The 17,971-nt window shown below is 48.8% G+C and carries 12 protein-coding genes; 11 read left to right on the top strand and 1 reads right to left on the bottom strand.

Features of this window, described 5'->3' with window-relative positions; genetic code table 11:
• Window positions 1-9: 9 nt before the first annotated feature.
• The 8 genes from RSX24_RS23495 (at window position 10) to RSX24_RS23460 (ending at window position 12,446) form a co-directional block, all read left to right on the top strand.
• Complete coding sequence (locus tag RSX24_RS23495) at window positions 10-1,806, top strand: thiamine pyrophosphate-binding protein (protein ID WP_343261946.1); 1,797 nt, start codon at window positions 10-12, stop codon at window positions 1,804-1,806.
• A 91-nt stretch (window positions 1,807-1,897) separates the two neighbouring features.
• Window positions 1,898-2,830 carry an NAD-dependent epimerase/dehydratase family protein gene (locus tag RSX24_RS23490; protein ID WP_343261945.1) on the top strand — a complete coding sequence of 311 codons (933 nt, stop codon included), beginning with the start codon at window positions 1,898-1,900 and terminating at the stop codon, window positions 2,828-2,830.
• A gap of 2 nt (window positions 2,831-2,832) precedes the next feature.
• Complete coding sequence (locus RSX24_RS23485) at window positions 2,833-4,680, top strand: glycosyltransferase family 2 protein (RefSeq protein WP_343261944.1); 1,848 nt, start codon at window positions 2,833-2,835, stop codon at window positions 4,678-4,680.
• Window positions 4,681-5,445: 765 nt separating this feature from the next.
• Window positions 5,446-5,643, top strand: coding sequence for a cold shock domain-containing protein (locus RSX24_RS23480; RefSeq protein ID WP_024631599.1), 198 nt, complete (start codon window positions 5,446-5,448; stop codon window positions 5,641-5,643).
• A 584-nt stretch (window positions 5,644-6,227) separates the two neighbouring features.
• Window positions 6,228-6,788: a ribosome hibernation-promoting factor, HPF/YfiA family gene (hpf, locus tag RSX24_RS23475; protein WP_236420913.1), complete on the top strand. Its 561-nt coding sequence runs from the start codon at window positions 6,228-6,230 to the stop codon at window positions 6,786-6,788.
• Window positions 6,789-7,526: 738 nt separating this feature from the next.
• Window positions 7,527-10,031, top strand: coding sequence for a preprotein translocase subunit SecA (gene secA, locus RSX24_RS23470; RefSeq protein WP_236420912.1), 2,505 nt, complete (start codon window positions 7,527-7,529; stop codon window positions 10,029-10,031).
• A 111-nt stretch (window positions 10,032-10,142) separates the two neighbouring features.
• Window positions 10,143-11,256 (top strand): peptide chain release factor 2 gene (prfB, locus tag RSX24_RS23465; RefSeq protein WP_236420911.1). Its coding sequence is split into 2 segments (ribosomal slippage): window positions 10,143-10,214 and window positions 10,216-11,256, totalling 1,113 coding nucleotides; the frame shifts between segments, so codons are not numbered across the junction.
• Window positions 11,257-11,540: 284 nt separating this feature from the next.
• Window positions 11,541-12,446, top strand: a complete 906-nt coding sequence (locus RSX24_RS23460; RefSeq protein WP_438286875.1) for a YitT family protein — start codon at window positions 11,541-11,543, stop codon at window positions 12,444-12,446.
• A 128-nt stretch (window positions 12,447-12,574) separates the two neighbouring features.
• Here the strand turns inward: RSX24_RS23460 and cls are convergent, their stop codons facing one another.
• Window positions 12,575-14,023: a cardiolipin synthase gene (gene cls / locus RSX24_RS23455; protein ID WP_236420910.1), complete on the bottom strand. Its 1,449-nt coding sequence runs from the start codon at window positions 14,021-14,023 to the stop codon at window positions 12,575-12,577.
• 561 nt (window positions 14,024-14,584) lie between these two features.
• Here cls and argC point away from each other — a divergent pair.
• The 3 genes from argC (at window position 14,585) to argB (ending at window position 17,947) form a co-directional block, all read left to right on the top strand.
• On the top strand, window positions 14,585-15,634 hold the full coding sequence (gene argC, locus RSX24_RS23450; protein ID WP_343261943.1) for an N-acetyl-gamma-glutamyl-phosphate reductase: 1,050 nt from the start codon (window positions 14,585-14,587) through the stop codon (window positions 15,632-15,634).
• 127 nt (window positions 15,635-15,761) lie between these two features.
• On the top strand, window positions 15,762-17,000 hold the full coding sequence (gene argJ / locus RSX24_RS23445; protein WP_343261942.1) for a bifunctional glutamate N-acetyltransferase/amino-acid acetyltransferase ArgJ: 1,239 nt from the start codon (window positions 15,762-15,764) through the stop codon (window positions 16,998-17,000).
• 104 nt (window positions 17,001-17,104) lie between these two features.
• Window positions 17,105-17,947 carry an acetylglutamate kinase gene (gene argB, locus RSX24_RS23440; RefSeq protein ID WP_438286874.1) on the top strand — a complete coding sequence of 281 codons (843 nt, stop codon included), beginning with the start codon at window positions 17,105-17,107 and terminating at the stop codon, window positions 17,945-17,947.
• Window positions 17,948-17,971 lie beyond the last annotated feature (24 nt).

Raw genomic sequence — 17,971 nt, 5'->3', positions numbered from 1 at the left:
TAGATTATCATGAAAATCAAAGTTTCGGATTATATTGCTGATTTTTTCGTAAATAAAGGCGTTGAACATATCTTTACGATCACAGGTGGAGGAGCCATGCATTTGAATGACTCCTTGGGTCACCATCCTGATTTGACGTGTATCTACAATCATCATGAGCAAGGAAGTGCAATTGCTGCAGAAGGTTATACCAGACTGACAGGGAAAATTGCACCGATATGTGTAACAAGCGGCCCAGGTGGCACCAATACATTGACTGGAGTGCTTGGAGGATGGTTGGATTCAATTCCGATGTTTATCGTTTCGGGACAAGTGAAGCGCGAGACAACCATCTGGTCTACAGACGTACCATTAAGACAATTGGGAGACCAGGAATTTAACATCGTGGATTGTGTGCAAACGATGACGAAATATGCGCACATGATTACAGATGCGCAAGAGATTAAGTATCACTTGGAAAAAGCCTGGTTTCTATGTCAGAATGGCCGGGGAGGTCCTGTTTGGCTTGATATCCCACTTGATATTCAGGCCTCACTGGTAGAAGTGGATCAACTAACGGGGTTTGAACCAGTTGAATCAGGTATGCAAGAAAACCCAGGATATGACGATACATTGACTGATGTCATCATTGAGAAGCTCAAGTATGCGGCTCGACCTGTCATCTTGGCTGGCAGCGGCGTTCGTTTAGGCGATGCGTATGCCGAATTTCTGGAACTCATCGATAAACTGAATATTCCGGTCGTAACAGCCTGGAATTCGCATGATCTATTATGGGACGAGCACCGATTGTTTTGTGGACGGCCGGGTACAGTGGGGACGCGTGGCGGAAACTTCATCGTAGAAAATAGCGACGTGTTATTCGTTTTGGGATCACGTTTGAATATCAGACAGATCAGTTATAACTATAAAACTTTTGCACAACATGCGTATAAAATGATTGTTGATATTGATGCGAATGAGCTAAAGAAACCAACAATCTCTCCCGATCTCCCGATTCATGCCAATGTCAAAGATGTGATGTCTGCCTTAAATCATGCAGTTTGTGCGAAAGACTTTACACAACATGAGGAATGGTTGTCATGGTGTCGACAAGTCAATGCCAAGTATCCTGCAGTGCTGCCGAGTTATTATGAGAGAAAATCGCCGATCAATCCTTACGTATTTATGGATGAGCTGTTTGACAAGCTAGAAGAAGAAGATTATGTGATTGCAGGTAATGGAACAGCATGTGTGGTTGCCTTCCAGGCTGCAAAAATCAAAAAGGGACAGCGGCTATTTACGAACTCCGGTTGTGCTTCGATGGGGTATGGCTTTCCTGCAGCGTTGGGTGCAGCGGTTGGTGTAAAAGGAAAACGAGTCATCTGTCTGGATGGAGACGGCAGTTTTCAAATGAATATTCAAGAGATGCAGACCGTTGTGTACAACCAGTTGAATATGAAAATTATTATCTTGAACAATAATGGCTACCATTCGATCAGGCAAACGCAAAATAATCTGTTTAAGCCGCCCCTTGTTGGGGTTTCAGAGGATAATGGAATTAGCTTTCCTAATCTGGAGAAGCTCTCCTATGCTTACGATGTTCCTTATATAAGAATAGAACATATCGACGGCATTGCTGCTGCAATAGAGACATTTTTGGTTAGTGAAGGCCCCATGATTTGTGAAGTAATGCTTGATCCTGAGCAGAACTTTGAGCCTAAGCTGTCCTCTAAAGTATTGGCAGATGGGAAAATCGTATCCCCGCCGATTGATGATATGTATCCGTTTTTGTCTCGGGAAGAATATGAAAGTAATAAATTCAAGTGACCCAATTACCATACATGATCGAATTTAAAAGACAGTCAGGTTCAATAAGAACCGGCTGGCTGCTGCAATTACACTAAGAAGGACTGTATACATGATGAAAATGGTCATTACCGGACCCACCGGAGCAATCGGCATGGCACTTATTCAATTGTGTATTGACAAGCAGATCGAAGTGTTGGCTATTTGCCGTAAAAGTTCTCCAGGTCTGGCTTATATGCCACAAGATCCTTTGCTTCATATCATTGAAGCAGATTTGGATGAATATGCGACTCTTGAACTGCCAGGTCAATATGATGTGTTTTATCATTTTGCATGGGCGAGCACGATTGGAGAGAGCCGTAACGACGTGTACACTCAAAACCAAAATGTAACCTATACGTTGGATGCGGTACGCTTGGCTAAGCGTCTAGGCTGTCATACATTCATAGGAGCGGGTTCTCAAGCGGAGTATGGCCGATCTGGAATGCCTCTTACCCCCCTTACGCCTGTGTTCCCGGAAACAGGATATGGGGTTGCTAAACTATGTGCAGGCCAACTAAGCAGAATTTTGTGCGAGCAGTTGCAAATAAAGCATATTTGGACGCGAATTTTAAGTGTTTACGGACCTTACGATGATGAGCGTACGATGGTTATCAGTACAATCAAAAAAATGTTGTCCCAAGAAGTGTTATTGTTTACTCAGGGGGAACAAATGTGGGATTTTTTATACAGTGTCGATGCAGCGAATATTTTATATCAATTGTCAATTAATGGTAAAAATCTTAAGACTTATTGCGTTGGCAGTGGAGAGTGCAGAAAATTAAAAACGTTTATTGAGGAAATGCATGAGGTAATTGCGCCAGAACAAAAGCCCGTTTTTGGCGCTATCCCTTATGGGAAAAATCAGGTCATGCATCTGGTAGCGGATCTTGTCGAGCTGGAGCAGGATATTGGGCAGATTACCTTTACTCCGTTTGCTCTGGGGATTAGAGAGACAATGGAAGACGTTATTAGAAGATTCGATACTATTGAAAAAGGGGTTTAATGATGGAACCATTAGAACTACAGCGAATTTTGTCATTGATTGAAGATGGTGAGGTGGGACGGGCACTTTCTCATCTTATCCAAGATCATGAAGATATTGTGAATTCACCCAAGAAATATTCAGTGGAGGAAAAGGCGTTTTTCTATAAATCGTTTGGTGAAATACTGTTCGGATTGGGGCACTATGACCGAGCGATCGGTATGTTTAAACTTGCTCAAGAGGTGAAGTACTCCAGTGATATCGATGAATTGATTCACCAAGCTTTTATCTTGCCTAACATGGCAGAATTCGAACAAAACTATAATACCAATATTTCATCATTGCGTACGGCTACTTCTCCTAAGAGTTTCTCTGAGTTGCCCTATTATCTAATTCCTACTGAAGTTGAGAATAAATATTATCTATACCATAAAAGCAAAAAAACTATAGAAGACTCGTTTGAGTTGTTCAAGAAGAAGTCGGAGCAAGTCGGTAACAGTGGAATGATTGATTTTTCGGCTTCATTTCTTTACGTGGAAAAATATGAAATTGGAAATGCATTGTTTGATCTAACCAGAATCGTCGAAGAGCATCGAGAATGCTTTGCCATAGTCGAAGAATACGATAAGTTTCTTTCAACACTGCAAGGCGGGCTTGCTGAAAAATTGGGTGAATTGACGCTGTTTGCTTCTTACATTGAATTAAAACAATATTTTGAAACTCAAGGAAACTATTTGCCGCGCAACATTGTGAGTTACTCTGCAGGTATTCAAAAAGCCAAAAGTTATATTCAACATTTGCACCGTCGTCGATTGCTGACACAGAATAAGCGTCGAGATCGAGTACTTCTCAGCATCTGTATCCCAACCTATAATCGAGGGCACAGAGCTTTGGAGAATGTGATTCAGTCGCTAAATACAGCCTATGATTATGAATTGGAAATCGTAATATCAAATAATGGTACACGAAATGCTACGATGCCTTTTTATGAAGAGATTAGGAATTACCCAGACAGCAGAATAACATATTTTGAGTTTGAAGAAAATCAAGGTTTTTATGCAAACGTTGTGAATGTTTGCAGAGTAGCTTCAGGTAGATTTGTACTGTTATTAAGTGATGAAGATCTCGTTGATCTGCACGTGCTGGAGAAAATCATGTCTTTTCTGCAATTAGAACCTGACGTAGCGTTATTGAAAACCAGTACCACAACTCAAGGGATTTTTCAAGAGGAAGCAGCCTTTGCTGGTGAAGAAGCGTTATACAAATTTATGCTTAGTTCGAATTATATGTCTGGTTTAATTCTTAATAATGAACTTCTTGTACAAAAAAAAGTGATTGAGCGCATTGACGAGTTATACGTTGCTGGAAATATAACTACTTTGATTTATCCGCATATGTGCTGGGAGTTGTTGATGTGTCAGTATGGTAATGTCCATTCAACTTCTTTGGTATTGGTTCGAGAAGGAATGCCTGAACAAATGGAAACGGAGTATATTGTTAAGGTTAACAGTAGCGCAGAAGTGCCTGAATATGCGACAGTTGGGAGTCGTTTAGCCCAACACAATGGCTTTTTTGAAATTATGGTAGGCATGGACATTAGCACAGATGCTGGTGTTTTGCAAAATATGTACCTGAATCTATGTAGTAAAACATTCTGGCTGATGAAGATTTCAATGGACTGTTTTTACAAAAGTTTTTCAAGCAAAGAAGAGTTAACGCAAATACTCAATGATACGTATCGTTTCTGTACGGACAACCGGTATCTGGATTACTGTTTGGATCGCATGTTTGTATTAAAACAAATTGACAAGCTGTATGATGTGATTGCTAACTATATTGCCGATGGTCATAGCCCGTCAAGTAGATATTAAAAAAATTCTATTGAGCAGCGACTTTTTTCCGAAATTCAACCGGGGGGAGGTCGTTTATTTTGTTTTGGAAACATTCCACGCTTGTTAAACAAAATATAGTCTCTAGTTTTGGTTCCGCACTTGCACTAGATTTTGAGGATTCTCCAAATATAACTTCTCCGTCTTTAAATGAGAGATGAAGGACTCGATAAAAGCGTTAATGCCGAGAATGGCTTCCCCGTCAGCATATTCTCTTCAAACAACTTGGCACAGCTTTCTGTCGCATACTGAAATCCTTGGTCCAAGTGGAGCAGGGAGGGTCCATATTCCAGCTTCCTCACCGTGTCCATAACAAGTCTCAAGAGTTCAAAAGACCAATTTCATTGTTATATACGTCTCCCGTGCTTGCTGGAAATCTGCTGACATGAACGTCCAAAGTCCTGACGAAAGAATTGTCAGCAGAATGACGCATAGCCATGTTTTGTTGTTAGGCGTAGCTCTAGTTTCGTATTAAAGTTTAACATCTTCAAAACGGTGTTCCACCACCATAAGATCCCATGAATTCGTTTATGTAAAAAAAGACCCTTACTATTTGGTTGATAAGCTGGTATAGTACTGGAAAACCCATCTTTCCTCATAATTCATCATTAATCTACAAATTAATTCCAGAAAAACATTTGCATTACCAATTGACAATGGATAAGTTTGGATGGTATAGTCTGAGTTGTGAGCTAGGTTTTCGAGCTGAGGCTTCACTTCATTTGATGACGAAGGGAATGTTAGTGCATGCAAGGTAAAGTAAAATGGTTCAACGCAGAAAAAGGTTACGGTTTCATCGAAACTGAAGACGGCGGCGACGTATTCGTACACTTCTCCGCAATTCAATCCGAAGGCTTCAAAACTTTGGAAGAAGGTCAATCCGTTGAATTCGACATCGTCGAAGGCGCGCGTGGACCGCAAGCAGCTAACGTAATCAAATTATAATCATCCGGGCGATTCCGACCTACATACATGGTTTGATGGTTACCGAATTGAATTAACGCTAGCGTAGGACTCTGGCTCAGGCCAGGGTCTTTTTTTGTTGTCAACGGAAGTCGCACGAATCAGCGAGAGCTTGCGATCATAGATTGGTCTTCTCTTCGTGCCACAGCGATTGGTACAGCGAAAAAACGGTTAATTTACATACTCAAGCGCCGTTTTTATAAAAACTTCTATATAAACCGCAAAAAAACATACACACGTTAACGGAGAGGCAGAACCAATCTGGAGAAGCGGAGCGTTCGCATTTATCACCGGATTTTTCCCTTAGAAAAAGGGAATCAAAAAAATCGGGGGATAACAGCGATCGAAAGATGGTACTGCGCTCGCAGTGGCCTTGTGTGATTGATTAGTGGGGTTTATATATCAAGGATAACGCCTAAAAATGGCGAGAAATCGCGAAATATGGCGATTGGCCTATGCTGGAAGAACTGGCTCGTGCAGATGTCATTATTCGGACACCCGGAGTTTTTACATGGCGCTTACATTCGTGGTATAATGAAGGAGCAAAGGAAAAGGAGGAGTGCCCTATGAATTTAAGTATTCGAGGTCAACAAATCGAGGTTACCGATGCTTTGAGAGATTACGTCGACAAAAAATTGAGCAGACTCGAGAAGTATTTCGATGCACCCCTTAACTCTGACGGTACGGTTACTTTAAGTACGACCAGAGGTTTGCATGCGGTGGAAGTAACGATTCCTTTGAAAGGTCTGGTGCTCCGCGCCGAAGACAAGAGCGATGACATGTACGCTTCCATTGACGCTGTCATTGACAAGCTGGAACGTCAGATTCGCAAACATAAAACGAAATTGAACCGCAAGTTCCGCCAGGACAGCGGCCTGAAAAACTTCTTTGTGGAGGATCCCACCGGAACCGCGGCTACAGCCGAGCTGGATGCCGAAGTGGACGACGATCTGGAAGTGGTCCGGACGAAGCGTTTCATGCTGAAGCCGATGGATGTGGAAGAAGCCATTCTGCAGATGAACATGGTCGGCCACAATTTCTTTGTTTTTTCCAACATTGAGAATGAAGAGGTTAGCGTCGTGTACAAACGGAATGATGGAAAATACGGTTTGATCGAGCAAGGATAATGGGCTTGTTTCAAACGCTTGCGTTATGAAATGAATACTTAATTTAATACGTACTTGAACATGGGGAATCTTTGATTCCTGGATCCGATATAACAAGAGCCTACATCCAATCGGGATGGGGCTCTTTTGGTTTTGGATTTTCCTAGGAGGAGTGGAAAAAGTTTCGGATGCCGTTTAGTGAAACTATTCCCTATGCTGCTGCGTCTAATACATGGATAGGATATTATCTCAGGTTTGCGAGTAGCATACCTAATGCGATCCAGTTTTCCTGCAAAAATCCTCATACGGAGGACGTTTTGATGTGAATGCGCTTATGAAGGCGAACGCTTCGGCTAACGGCTATGATTTTTTGCACTATTCTCCACCCAAAGGAGCGGCGAAAGATCAAAGAAGTCGGCCGTGCCGTGTTGCGGCGTCTCTTACAAACTGTTACAATTTATGAAAGAGAATCATTGTCCTGATGGGGAATTGTCAACGAATGATCACCAATCATTATCAATGACAGGCACAGCACCATGAACATGATTCGTCCGGCTTGGATTCCGGATTCATTTTGGATGGGCCCGGGTCCGGTTGAATACCGAATCGGCTTCATGAGGGACCCTTGCAAGCCTGGAGTTGATTCATCTCATAGTATTGTATTACATTGTCACCCCCGGGCAAGTGGATGATATCATCCGAAGATGCCGCTGTGCGGCAACAGGGGGGCTATTCTGTTTTGCACGAAAGGGGTATACCATGCTAGGACTTGTCAAAAAGATCTTCGGAGACATGAATGAACGCGATGTTAAACGTCTGATGAAGACGGTCGACGTCATTAATAAAATGGAACCGGAATTTCAGGCTCTCTCCGATGAGCAGCTGAAGGGGAAGACTGAGGAGTTCCGTGCCCGGATCGAAAAGGGAGAAACGACGGATGAGCTTCTGCCGGAAGCATTTGCTACCGTGCGTGAGGCATCTCGCCGTGTGCTCGGCAAACGCCACTATGATGTACAGATGCTTGGCGGTATTGCGCTGCACGAAGGCCGGATTGCCGAGATGAAAACGGGTGAAGGTAAAACGCTGGTAGGAACGCTGCCGGTGTATTTGAATGCACTGGAATCCAAGGGCGCGCACGTCGTGACGGTCAACGATTATCTGGCTCAACGCGACAGTGCCGAAATGGGACAAATTTACGAATTCCTGGGCATGACCGTCGGGGTCAACCTGAGCGGCATGGACCATGCTCTTAAGCAGCACGCATATGCTTGCGATATTACGTACGGAACGAACAACGAATTCGGTTTCGACTATTTGCGCGATAACATGGTGCTCTACAAAGAACAAATGGTACAACGTCCATTGTTCTTCTGTATCATTGACGAAGTGGACTCCATCCTGATCGACGAAGCGCGTACGCCGCTGATCATCTCCGGACAAGCCCAGAAGTCGACCGACCTGTATTACGCAGCAGACCGTTTCGTGAAACGTCTGACGCCGGAAGAGGATTTTACCGTAGATATCAAGGTGAAATCCGTAGCTTTGACCGAAGCGGGTGTTGCAAAATCCGAGAAAGCGTTCGGCATTGAAAACCTGTACGACCATGCCAACGTAACGTTGAACCACCATATCGTGCAGGCGCTGAAAGCCAATGTCATCATGCGCCGGGACGTAGACTATGTGGTAAGCGACGAGGAAGTCATGATCGTTGACGAGTTCACGGGCCGCCTGATGTCCGGACGCCGCTACAGCGATGGCCTGCACCAAGCGATCGAGGCCAAAGAGGGCATCGAGGTACAGAACGAGAGCATGACGCTTGCAACGATTACGTTCCAGAACTATTTCCGGATGTACCGCAAGCTGGCGGGTATGACGGGTACGGCCAAAACGGAAGAAGAAGAGTTCAAGAAGATTTACGGGCTTGAAGTATTGCAAATTCCGACGAACCGTCCGAACAAACGGATCGACAACGCCGACGTCGTCTACAAAAGCGTTGACGGCAAATTCAAAGCCGTGGTGGAAGAGATCGTGGAACGCCACGCGAAAAAACAGCCGGTTCTCGTCGGTACGGTGTCCATCGAGAACTCCGAGCGCATCTCGGACATGCTGAAACGCCGCGGCGTGCGTCACCAGGTATTGAACGCCAAGTACCATGCGGAAGAGGCCGAAATCATCTCCGGCGCGGGCCAGGCGGGCGCGGTAACGATCGCGACCAACATGGCCGGACGGGGGACGGACATCATCCTGGGCGAAGGCGTGGCCGAGCTCGGGGGCCTTCATATCATCGGTACGGAACGCCACGAATCGCGTCGGATCGATAATCAGCTTCGCGGACGCGCGGGACGTCAGGGCGACCCTGGTTCCACGCAGTTCTATCTGTCGATGGGCGACGAACTGATGAAACGTTTTGGCGCGGACAACGTGCTGAACATGATGGAGCGCCTGGGCTTTGACGAAGACCAGCCGATCGAAAGCCGCATGATTACCCGTGCGGTAGAGTCGGCGCAGAAGCGCGTTGAAGGCAACAACTTCGACGTCCGCAAAGTCGTTCTCCAGTACGATGACGTCATGAACCAGCAGCGTGAGATCATTTACAAACAGCGCCGCGAGGTGCTCGAATCCGACAATATCAAACAAATCGTCATGGATATGATCAAACCGTCCATCGAGCGTATTGTCGAAGCGCACTGCAGCGACGAAATTCCGGAGAACTGGGAGCTGCAGGAAGTGGCCGACTACATGAACAGCAAATTGCTGGATGACGGCGCCGTGACCAAGGATGATCTGTGGGGCAAAGAAGCCGAAGAGATCGTCGAGTATCTCTTCGACAAAGTAGAGAAGAAATACAACGCCCGTGAAGAACGAATCGGACCTGAAATGGTACGCGAGTTCGAAAAAGTGGTTGTGCTTCGTGCGGTCGACAGCAAATGGATGGACCACATCGATGCGATGGATCAGCTTCGCCAAGGGATTCACTTGCGTGCGTATGGCGGTACCGATCCGCTGCGCGAGTACCAATTCGAAGGTTTCGAAATGTTCCATCAGATGATCGCTTCGATCCAGGAAGAAGTGGCCACATACGTAATGCGGGCGCAAATCGAGAGCAATCAGGAGCGTCAGGCAGTCGTGGACGAGAGCAAAATCTCTACCAGCGGCGAGCCAGCCGAGAAACGCCCGGTGCGCGTAGCCGATCAAGTGGGACGCAACGATCTGTGCCCATGCGGCAGCGGCAAAAAGTACAAACATTGCCATGGCCAAGAATAGGAAATAATATATAGTCAGGACACATGGCTCCTTGCAGCCGGGGATTTCATAGGATAACCTATGGGTTCCTCGGTTGCCGGGAGCTTACTTTAATGAAAAGAGGAATTGCACATGATTGATCCAAGCGTAAAGCATGACCTGCGTGAAATCAGCAAGAAACTAACAAACCTTAGGGGGTCTCTTTGACTTAGATCTCAAAAAGGAAATGATTGAGAACTTCGAAGAGAAAATGTCTGCGCCCGATTTCTGGGACGATAATGAAAAAGCCCAATCCGTCATCGCCGAAATGAATGCGGTCAAGGGTTCGGTAGACCAATACAACAAGCTGCAGCAGGATTATGATGATGCAGCCATGATGGTCGAGCTGGCTGAAGAAGAGGGCGACGATGATCTCGCGGCAGAGGTAAGCGGCAGCGTAGCCGCCATTGTGGAAAAGCTGGAGCAATTCGAGCTCCAACTGCTGCTGAACCAGCCATACGACAAAATGAACGCCATATTGGAGCTGCATCCGGGTGCCGGCGGTACCGAGTCTCAGGACTGGGGCCAGATGCTGCTGAGAATGTATACGCGGTGGGCCGAGAAACGCGGTTTCAAGGTCGAAGTGCTCGATTATTTGCCGGGTGACGAGGCGGGCATCAAGAGCGTAACGCTTTCGATCAAGGGCCACAATGCCTACGGATATCTGAAAGCGGAGAAAGGCGTGCATCGTTTGGTACGCATCTCGCCGTTCGACTCCTCCGGCCGTCGCCATACCTCCTTCGTATCCTGCGACGTCGTGCCAGAGATCGATGATACGGTCGAGATCGACATCCGGACGGAAGATCTCAAGATCGATACCTACCGCGCGAGCGGCGCGGGTGGACAGCACATCAATACGACGGACTCGGCAGTACGGATTACGCATATCCCGACAGGCGTCGTTGTAACGTGCCAGAACGAGCGTTCACAGATCAAAAACCGCGAGCGGGCCATGACGATGCTTCGTTCGAAGCTGTATGAGCGTAAAATTGAAGAGCAGCAAAAAGAGCTGGATGAAATCCGAGGGGAACAGTCGGATATTGCATGGGGAAGCCAGATTCGCTCCTACGTGTTCCATCCCTATAGTATGGTAAAGGATCACCGTACTTCTGTGGAAACGGGAAATACCGGAGCGGTAATGGACGGCGACCTCGATGCATTCATCGATGGTTATTTGCGCAGCCAAATTAAAGTGGAAACCGATTAATCGAGTTCCTGTATGGACTGGATACGTGTAGGCGTATGCTGGTCTATACAGGAGCTTTTTTTGTGCGCGCACGATGCAGCCGGATGTTCCCCTTCAGAAAGGGGAATCCAAAAAATCTGGGGATAACAGCGATCGGAAGATGGTACAGCGCACTCAGTGGCCTAATGTGAATGATTATTGCGGTTTATATAACTTGAATACAAATCTCTAAACATCATTGGTATTCCCCGTATCGGCGGGATGGCATATATAGCACTATGGACAACAAAGGAGAGCAAGATGACATGCAGGAACAACCGCATTTGCAGTACAACCGCAAGAAAAGAATGACGAACTTTATTCCCTTGAACGGCCCCTGGCGGACCGCTATGGATACGGCCTTGATTATCGTGGGATCGTTTTTGATCGCCGTGGCCTTCAATCTGTTTTTACTGCCGAACCAGATCGCTTCGGGCGGTGTGTCAGGCATCTCCATTCTGGGGAAAGAGTGGCTTGGCCTGGAACCGGCGTACACCCAGTGGGCATTGAATATTCCGCTCCTGATCGCGGGGTTCGTGTTGATCGGCAAACAGTATGGCGTGCGTTCCGTGCTCGGCAGCATCGTACTGCCGCTCTTCGTGTATTTGACGAAGGATTGGACGGTGCCAACGATGAATCCGCTGCTCGGTTCATTATACGGGGGGATCGGCGCGGGACTGGGAATCGGGATCGTATACCGCGGCCGGGGATCGACGGGCGGCATGAGCATCATGGCTCGCATCGTGCAGAAATACAGCGGACTCAGTTATTCGATTTGCGTCGTAATCATGGATGCAACGGTGATCATTTTGGCGGGCTTTGTCCTGTCGCTGGAACAGTCGCTTTATGCCCTCATCGGTTTGTATATTACCGGCAAAGTGATTGACGGCGTCGAAATGGGTTTTGGCAGCTCCAAGGTCGCATACATCATCTCGAACGAGATCGAACCGATCACACAGATCATTCTCGCCGATCTGGATCGTGGATTGACCAAACTCGAAGCACGGGGAGGTTATACGGATAACCAGCGGACGGTGCTGATGGTCGTGGTTGGACAGAGCGAGGTGCCGAGACTTAAAGCGTTGATCCGGTCCGTGGACCCGGGGGCTTTTGTCATTATCAGCAATGCGCATGAGGTGCTTGGCGAAGGTTTCAAACGGGAGCATGTTTAATCGTCACAGGCAGAGTGTACTCAGTCAAAAAAATACGATATCGGTTGCTCGAACAGGACAATGTGATATTCAAAGAAAAGCAGGAAATCCTCCAGTTCATCAGACTGGGATTCCCTGCTTTTTGCATTTTACAGAATCGGAGAGAGCAGCCGCGAGATGGCTTCTTTAAAGCGAATGACGATGCTGCGCCGATTGTATTCGTCCATCGTCATTTCCCGGGATACTTTCAGATCGTGTTCGAACGTGTTCGCCAGTTTGGAGGCGATGCCTTCATCGTACATGAAGGCATTGACCTCAAAGTTCAGGCGGAAGCTGCGATAGTCGATGTTCGCCGTTCCCACGGATGCGACCATGCGGTCAATGATGAGCGTTTTGGCATGGATGAAGCCGTTGTCGTAAACGAATGCTTTGGCCCCCACTTTGAGCAGCTCGCCGATGTAGGATAACGTGGCCCAATATACAAAGGCGTGGTCGGGCTTGTTCGGGATCAAGATCCGCACGTCAATGCCCGACAGGCAGGCAAGGCGAATGGATTCGAACACGCTCGCGTCCGGAATGAAATACGGCGTCTGGATCATGATGGATTGTTTGGCCCCGTTAATCATTTTCAGGTAACTGTTCTTAATGTGCTCGATCTCGGCATCAGGACCGCTGGACACAATTTGCATGGCCGTGGATCCCGTACCCTGGATTTTCGGGAAATGTTCGGGCACGTAAGGCGTGTCATGCTGTTTGGATGCTTCGTTCCAATCGAGCAGGAACCGGGTCTGGAGCGCGTGAACGGCATTCCCCTGAATGCGCAGGTGTGTGTCGCGCCAATAGCCGAATTTGGAGTTTAACCCCAAATATTCGTCGCCGACATTGAACCCGCCCGTGTATCCGAGATTGCCGTCAATGATGACGATTTTACGATGATTGCGATAGTTCATGCGCAGGTTGATGAGGCTGAATTTGGATGGGAAAAAGACTTCCACCAAACCTCCCGCTTCGCGGAGCTCTTTGAAAAAACGGTTTGAGACCCTGCGCGAGCCAAGCGCGTCGTACAGGACGCGGACCTTAATGCCTTGCCTCGCTTTGCGGATGAGGGCATCGCGGATTTTTTTGCCCAGGCGGTCGCCTCTATAGATGTAATATTGCACGTGGACATGGTCTTGGGCCGCCTCGATATCGCTCAGCAAACGTTGGAACTTATCCATGCCGTCCGTAATGATTTCGACGTCATTGTCCTCCGTCAGGAGCGCGCCGTTCTGCTTCAGGTTCATGTAGATCATGTCCTGATGGCTTTCGGTGGCCGTGTTGAGGAAAGGCCCTCGGTGGTCTTTCAGCTGCTCCAGCTGGGCGGAGATGCGTTCCTCCAAACCGAGCTTTTTGCGTTCTTTCCACTGGAACAGCCTGTAACGGGTCAGATTCTGGCCAGTTAATAAATATAGTACGAATCCGAGCACTGGAATAAAGTTGAGGACGAGCAGCCAAGCCCAGGATGCGCTGGCATCCTTCCGTTCGAAGAAGACGACGGCTGCTGCAAAAATGATGTTCAGGCCCAGAAGTACGATAAGCAAGATGGATTCGATGTGCACTGTAGCCCTCCGTGATTCAAAATAGATGTCATCTATATAAATCGCATTAATCATTCACACTAGGGCACTGCGAGTGCAGGACCATCTTCCGATCGCTGTTATCCCCAGATTTCATGGATTCCCCTTTTCTAAGGAAAAATCCGGTGAACAGCCTATGCTTCCGAAGCAGCTTTCTTTCAGAAAGCTTTTAGGCGAACGCTTCGCTTCTCCAGATTGGTTCTGCCTCTCCGTTAACGTGTGTATGTATTTTGCGATTTATATAGTTATTGCCGAGCGGCAAAATTGGCCACGTAATCTTTGTATGTAATGTGGCCTCATACTACGTATTTTAGCAGAAGTGACGTGGTTCGTCCGCAGATATTGGAAAGATATGTTTCGAGCTGAAAGAGAAAGCATGTGAAATTCATGGCAGAGTGTTGTATTTATATAAATGTGGATGTATAATAATACACAAATATGCATAGAAGCGACGGATAGGCGCGCCGATTGACTTTAAGGTAATCGGGAAACGAAGCGCGACATAGACTATACGGCGTATGCAGCGGGATTGGGGGAGCGAGAGTGAATAGCAAATTGAAAGTGGCAATCGTCGGTTCCACCGGCTACGGCGGGGTGGAACTGATTCGTTTTTTACAACATCATCCAAATGTTGAGATTACGTCCGTGATCTCATCATCCAGCAGCGGCGAATCCATCGCGGATGGATTCCCGCATCTGACGGGGGTTGTGCGAAGGCCGCTCGACGGCGTTGATCCGGCCGAGATTGCGACACGCGCTGATTTGGTATTCACTGCGACTCCATCCGGAGTAAGCGCCAAGCTTGTGCCGAGCCTGCTTGAGGTTGGACTGAAAGTCATCGATCTCTCGGGCGATTTCCGGTTGAAAGACGGAGCATCCTACGAACAGTGGTACAAACACCCTGCTGCGCCGGCGGCATTGTTGGAAGAAGCGGTATACGGCATGGCTGAAGTGTTCGGCGATCAGGTGAAGGATCGGAATTTCATTTCCAATCCGGGGTGTTACCCGACGGCTACGCTGCTGGGGCTGATTCCGGCTGTGGAAGCAGGCTGGATCGACCCGTCCACCATCATCATCGATGCGAAATCCGGCGTATCCGGTGCGGGAAGAGGCATTGGACTTCCTCATCATTATGCCGAGATGAACGAAAACTTCAGGGTCTACAAGCTGAACAAGCACCAGCACATTCCGGAGATAGAGCAAGTTCTCGGCCTGATTGCCGGGAAGCCGGTAACGGTGACGTTCACGACGCATCTTGTACCGATGACGCGCGGGATCATGAGCACGATGTATGCGAGCCTTACAGGGGAACACACGGACCGTGAAATTGTGGACTTGTACCGCAAATACTACGAGAATCGGCCTTTCGTCCGCGTTCGGGAGCCAGGCATCTGGCCTGCGACGAAAGAAGTGTACGGCTCGAACTACTGCGATATCGGATTTTCGGCAGACCCTCGCACAGGCAGACTGACGATTATTTCCGTCATCGACAACCTGGTCAAAGGGGCTTCCGGGCAAGCCATTCAAAATATGAATCTGATGATGGGATGGGAGGAGAACCTCGGACTGAACATGACGCCTGTATATCCATAAGAAATGGGCACGCAAGGAGTGCATCGGTGCAAGCTGCCGGTCACTCCCGGTCCTGTTTCATCGGGGTAGCGGTTCATGAAAGCGGCGGAGGTCGGCATGCAGCCGAACGCCTGACGGGGGATAACATATGGGAACAAATGTGGAACAACAGGCTTTTGCCGTCATTAAGAACGGAACAATCGTAACCCCGCGCGGGTTCGCTGCTGGCGGATTGCACTGCGGGCTGAAAAAAACATCGCGCAACGATATCGGCGCCATTCGCTGCGACGTGCCGGCGGCTGCGGCTGCGGTATATACAACGAATGTATTCCAGGCAGCCCCGCTCAAGGTCACTCGCGAAAGTCTCGTGAACGGCCGCCTGCAAGCGGTGGTAGTGAACAGCGGCAATGCGAATGCTTGCACGGGGCAGCAGGGCGAGGACGATGCGTACGCCATGCGCGCTGCGGCTGCACGCGAGCTGTGCGTAGCCGAGGACGATGTTGCCGTGGCATCGACGGGTGTCATTGGCGAATTGCTGAAAATGGACGCGGTGCATGCAGGCATTGCCGCATTGCCGGCAAACCTGGGCGTGGATGCGGAGCAGGCGGAACAATTTTCCCAAGCGATCCTGACCACGGATCTGGTGAAAAAGGAAGCTTGCGTATCCGTTGAAGTAAACGGCAAAACGGTAACGATTGCGGGCGCGGCCAAAGGCTCGGGCATGATCCATCCGAACATGGCCACGATGCTTGCTTTTATGACCACGGATGCGGCCATCGGTTCGGAGGCCTTGCACCAATTGCTGCGTCAGACGACCAACCGCACGTTCAACATGATTACCGTGGACGGGGACACGAGCACGAACGATATGCTGGTGGCCATGGCCAGCGGATTGGCCGACAATGAAGAGCTGACGCCTGAGCATGCCGACTGGGAAGCTTTTGCGGCTGGATTCATTTATGTGTGCGAAGTGCTGGCCAAAGCGATCGCCCGAGACGGCGAAGGCGCCACGAAACTGGTGGAAGTCCAAGTAACCGGGGCAGTTAGCGATGACTCCGCACAGGCGATCGCCAAGACCGTGATCGGGTCCAGCCTGGTGAAGTCCGCCATGTTCGGCGCCGATGCCAACTGGGGGCGCATTATCGCGGCTGTAGGGCGTGCAGGCCAGCCTGTTAACCCGAATACGGTGGACATCCGTTTGGGCGACATTTCGGTGCTGAAGCAGTCCAGTCCGGTAGTTTTCGATGAAGAGGCGGCGCTGGCCTACCTGCAAGGCGATACCGTTCGCATCGTGGTCGACTTGAACCATGGCGAAGGTTCCGCCATCGCATGGGGCTGCGACTTGACTTACGACTATGTACGAATCAATGCGGCATACCGCACATAATAGAGCATTTGGATAGGTTGAACTAGACATTTACATGACCACGTAGTGTCTCCGTGTAAAAATCATTGGTTCAATGTTAATTCATCAGTGAAAGGGGTGGCGTCATGAGTTCAACAACTTTGCCAAGCGAACAGAACGGGGCTCGGACCGAAGCGGGCAAGCAGCGCTTTGTGATGAAATGTGGAGGAAGCACGCTGGCGGCGTTGCCGGAATCGTTTTTTGCGGATCTGCGGGATCTGCAGGCTCAGGGCATTCAGCCCGTCATTGTGCACGGCGGCGGCCCGGCGATCTCGGACAATTTGGCAAAGCTCGGCATCGAGACCGAATTCGTGAACGGATTGCGCAAGACGACCGAAGCGGTGTTGGATGTCGTGGAGATGGTGCTCGCGGGCAGCATCAACAAACAGATCGTTCGCCTGATCCAGCGCGTGGGCGGCCGGGCGATCGGATTGTCCGGCGTGGACGGGGGACTCATTCAGGCCAGACCGGTAACGAACCACGCTGAAATCGGCTGGGTTGGCGAAGTGACTGGTGTGGAAGCCCCGATTATTCAAGGCGTTGTGGACATGGGTTACATGCCTGTCATCGCCCCGGTGGGTGTGGATGTGAGCGGGCAGCGCTACAATATCAACGCCGACACGGCGGCTGGAGCAGTAGCTTCCCACCTTGGCGTAAGCCGCATGATCGTTGTGACGGACGTGCCTGGCATCATGAAGACGGTACGCGGCGAGAAAAAGGTGCTGCCTTCCGTCTCCGTGCAGGAGATCGAGGACATGATTCAGACCGGAGAAATCTATGGCGGCATGATTCCGAAAGTGCGCGCGGCCATTGCCTGCATTCATGGCGACGTCCGCGAGGTCGTTATCGTGGATGGCAGCGAACCGCAAATTTTGAGCCGCGTGCTTGGCGGAGAAGCGATCGGTACGCGCATTATCCGGATGCCTTAGGAGCTGCAAGGAAAGTAGCGATGC

It is taken from the genome of Paenibacillus hubeiensis (genome assembly GCF_032334105.1).
GTDB lineage: Bacteria > Bacillota > Bacilli > Paenibacillales > Paenibacillaceae > Paenibacillus > Paenibacillus hubeiensis.
This window is presented reverse-complemented; position numbering and strand designations above follow the sequence as displayed.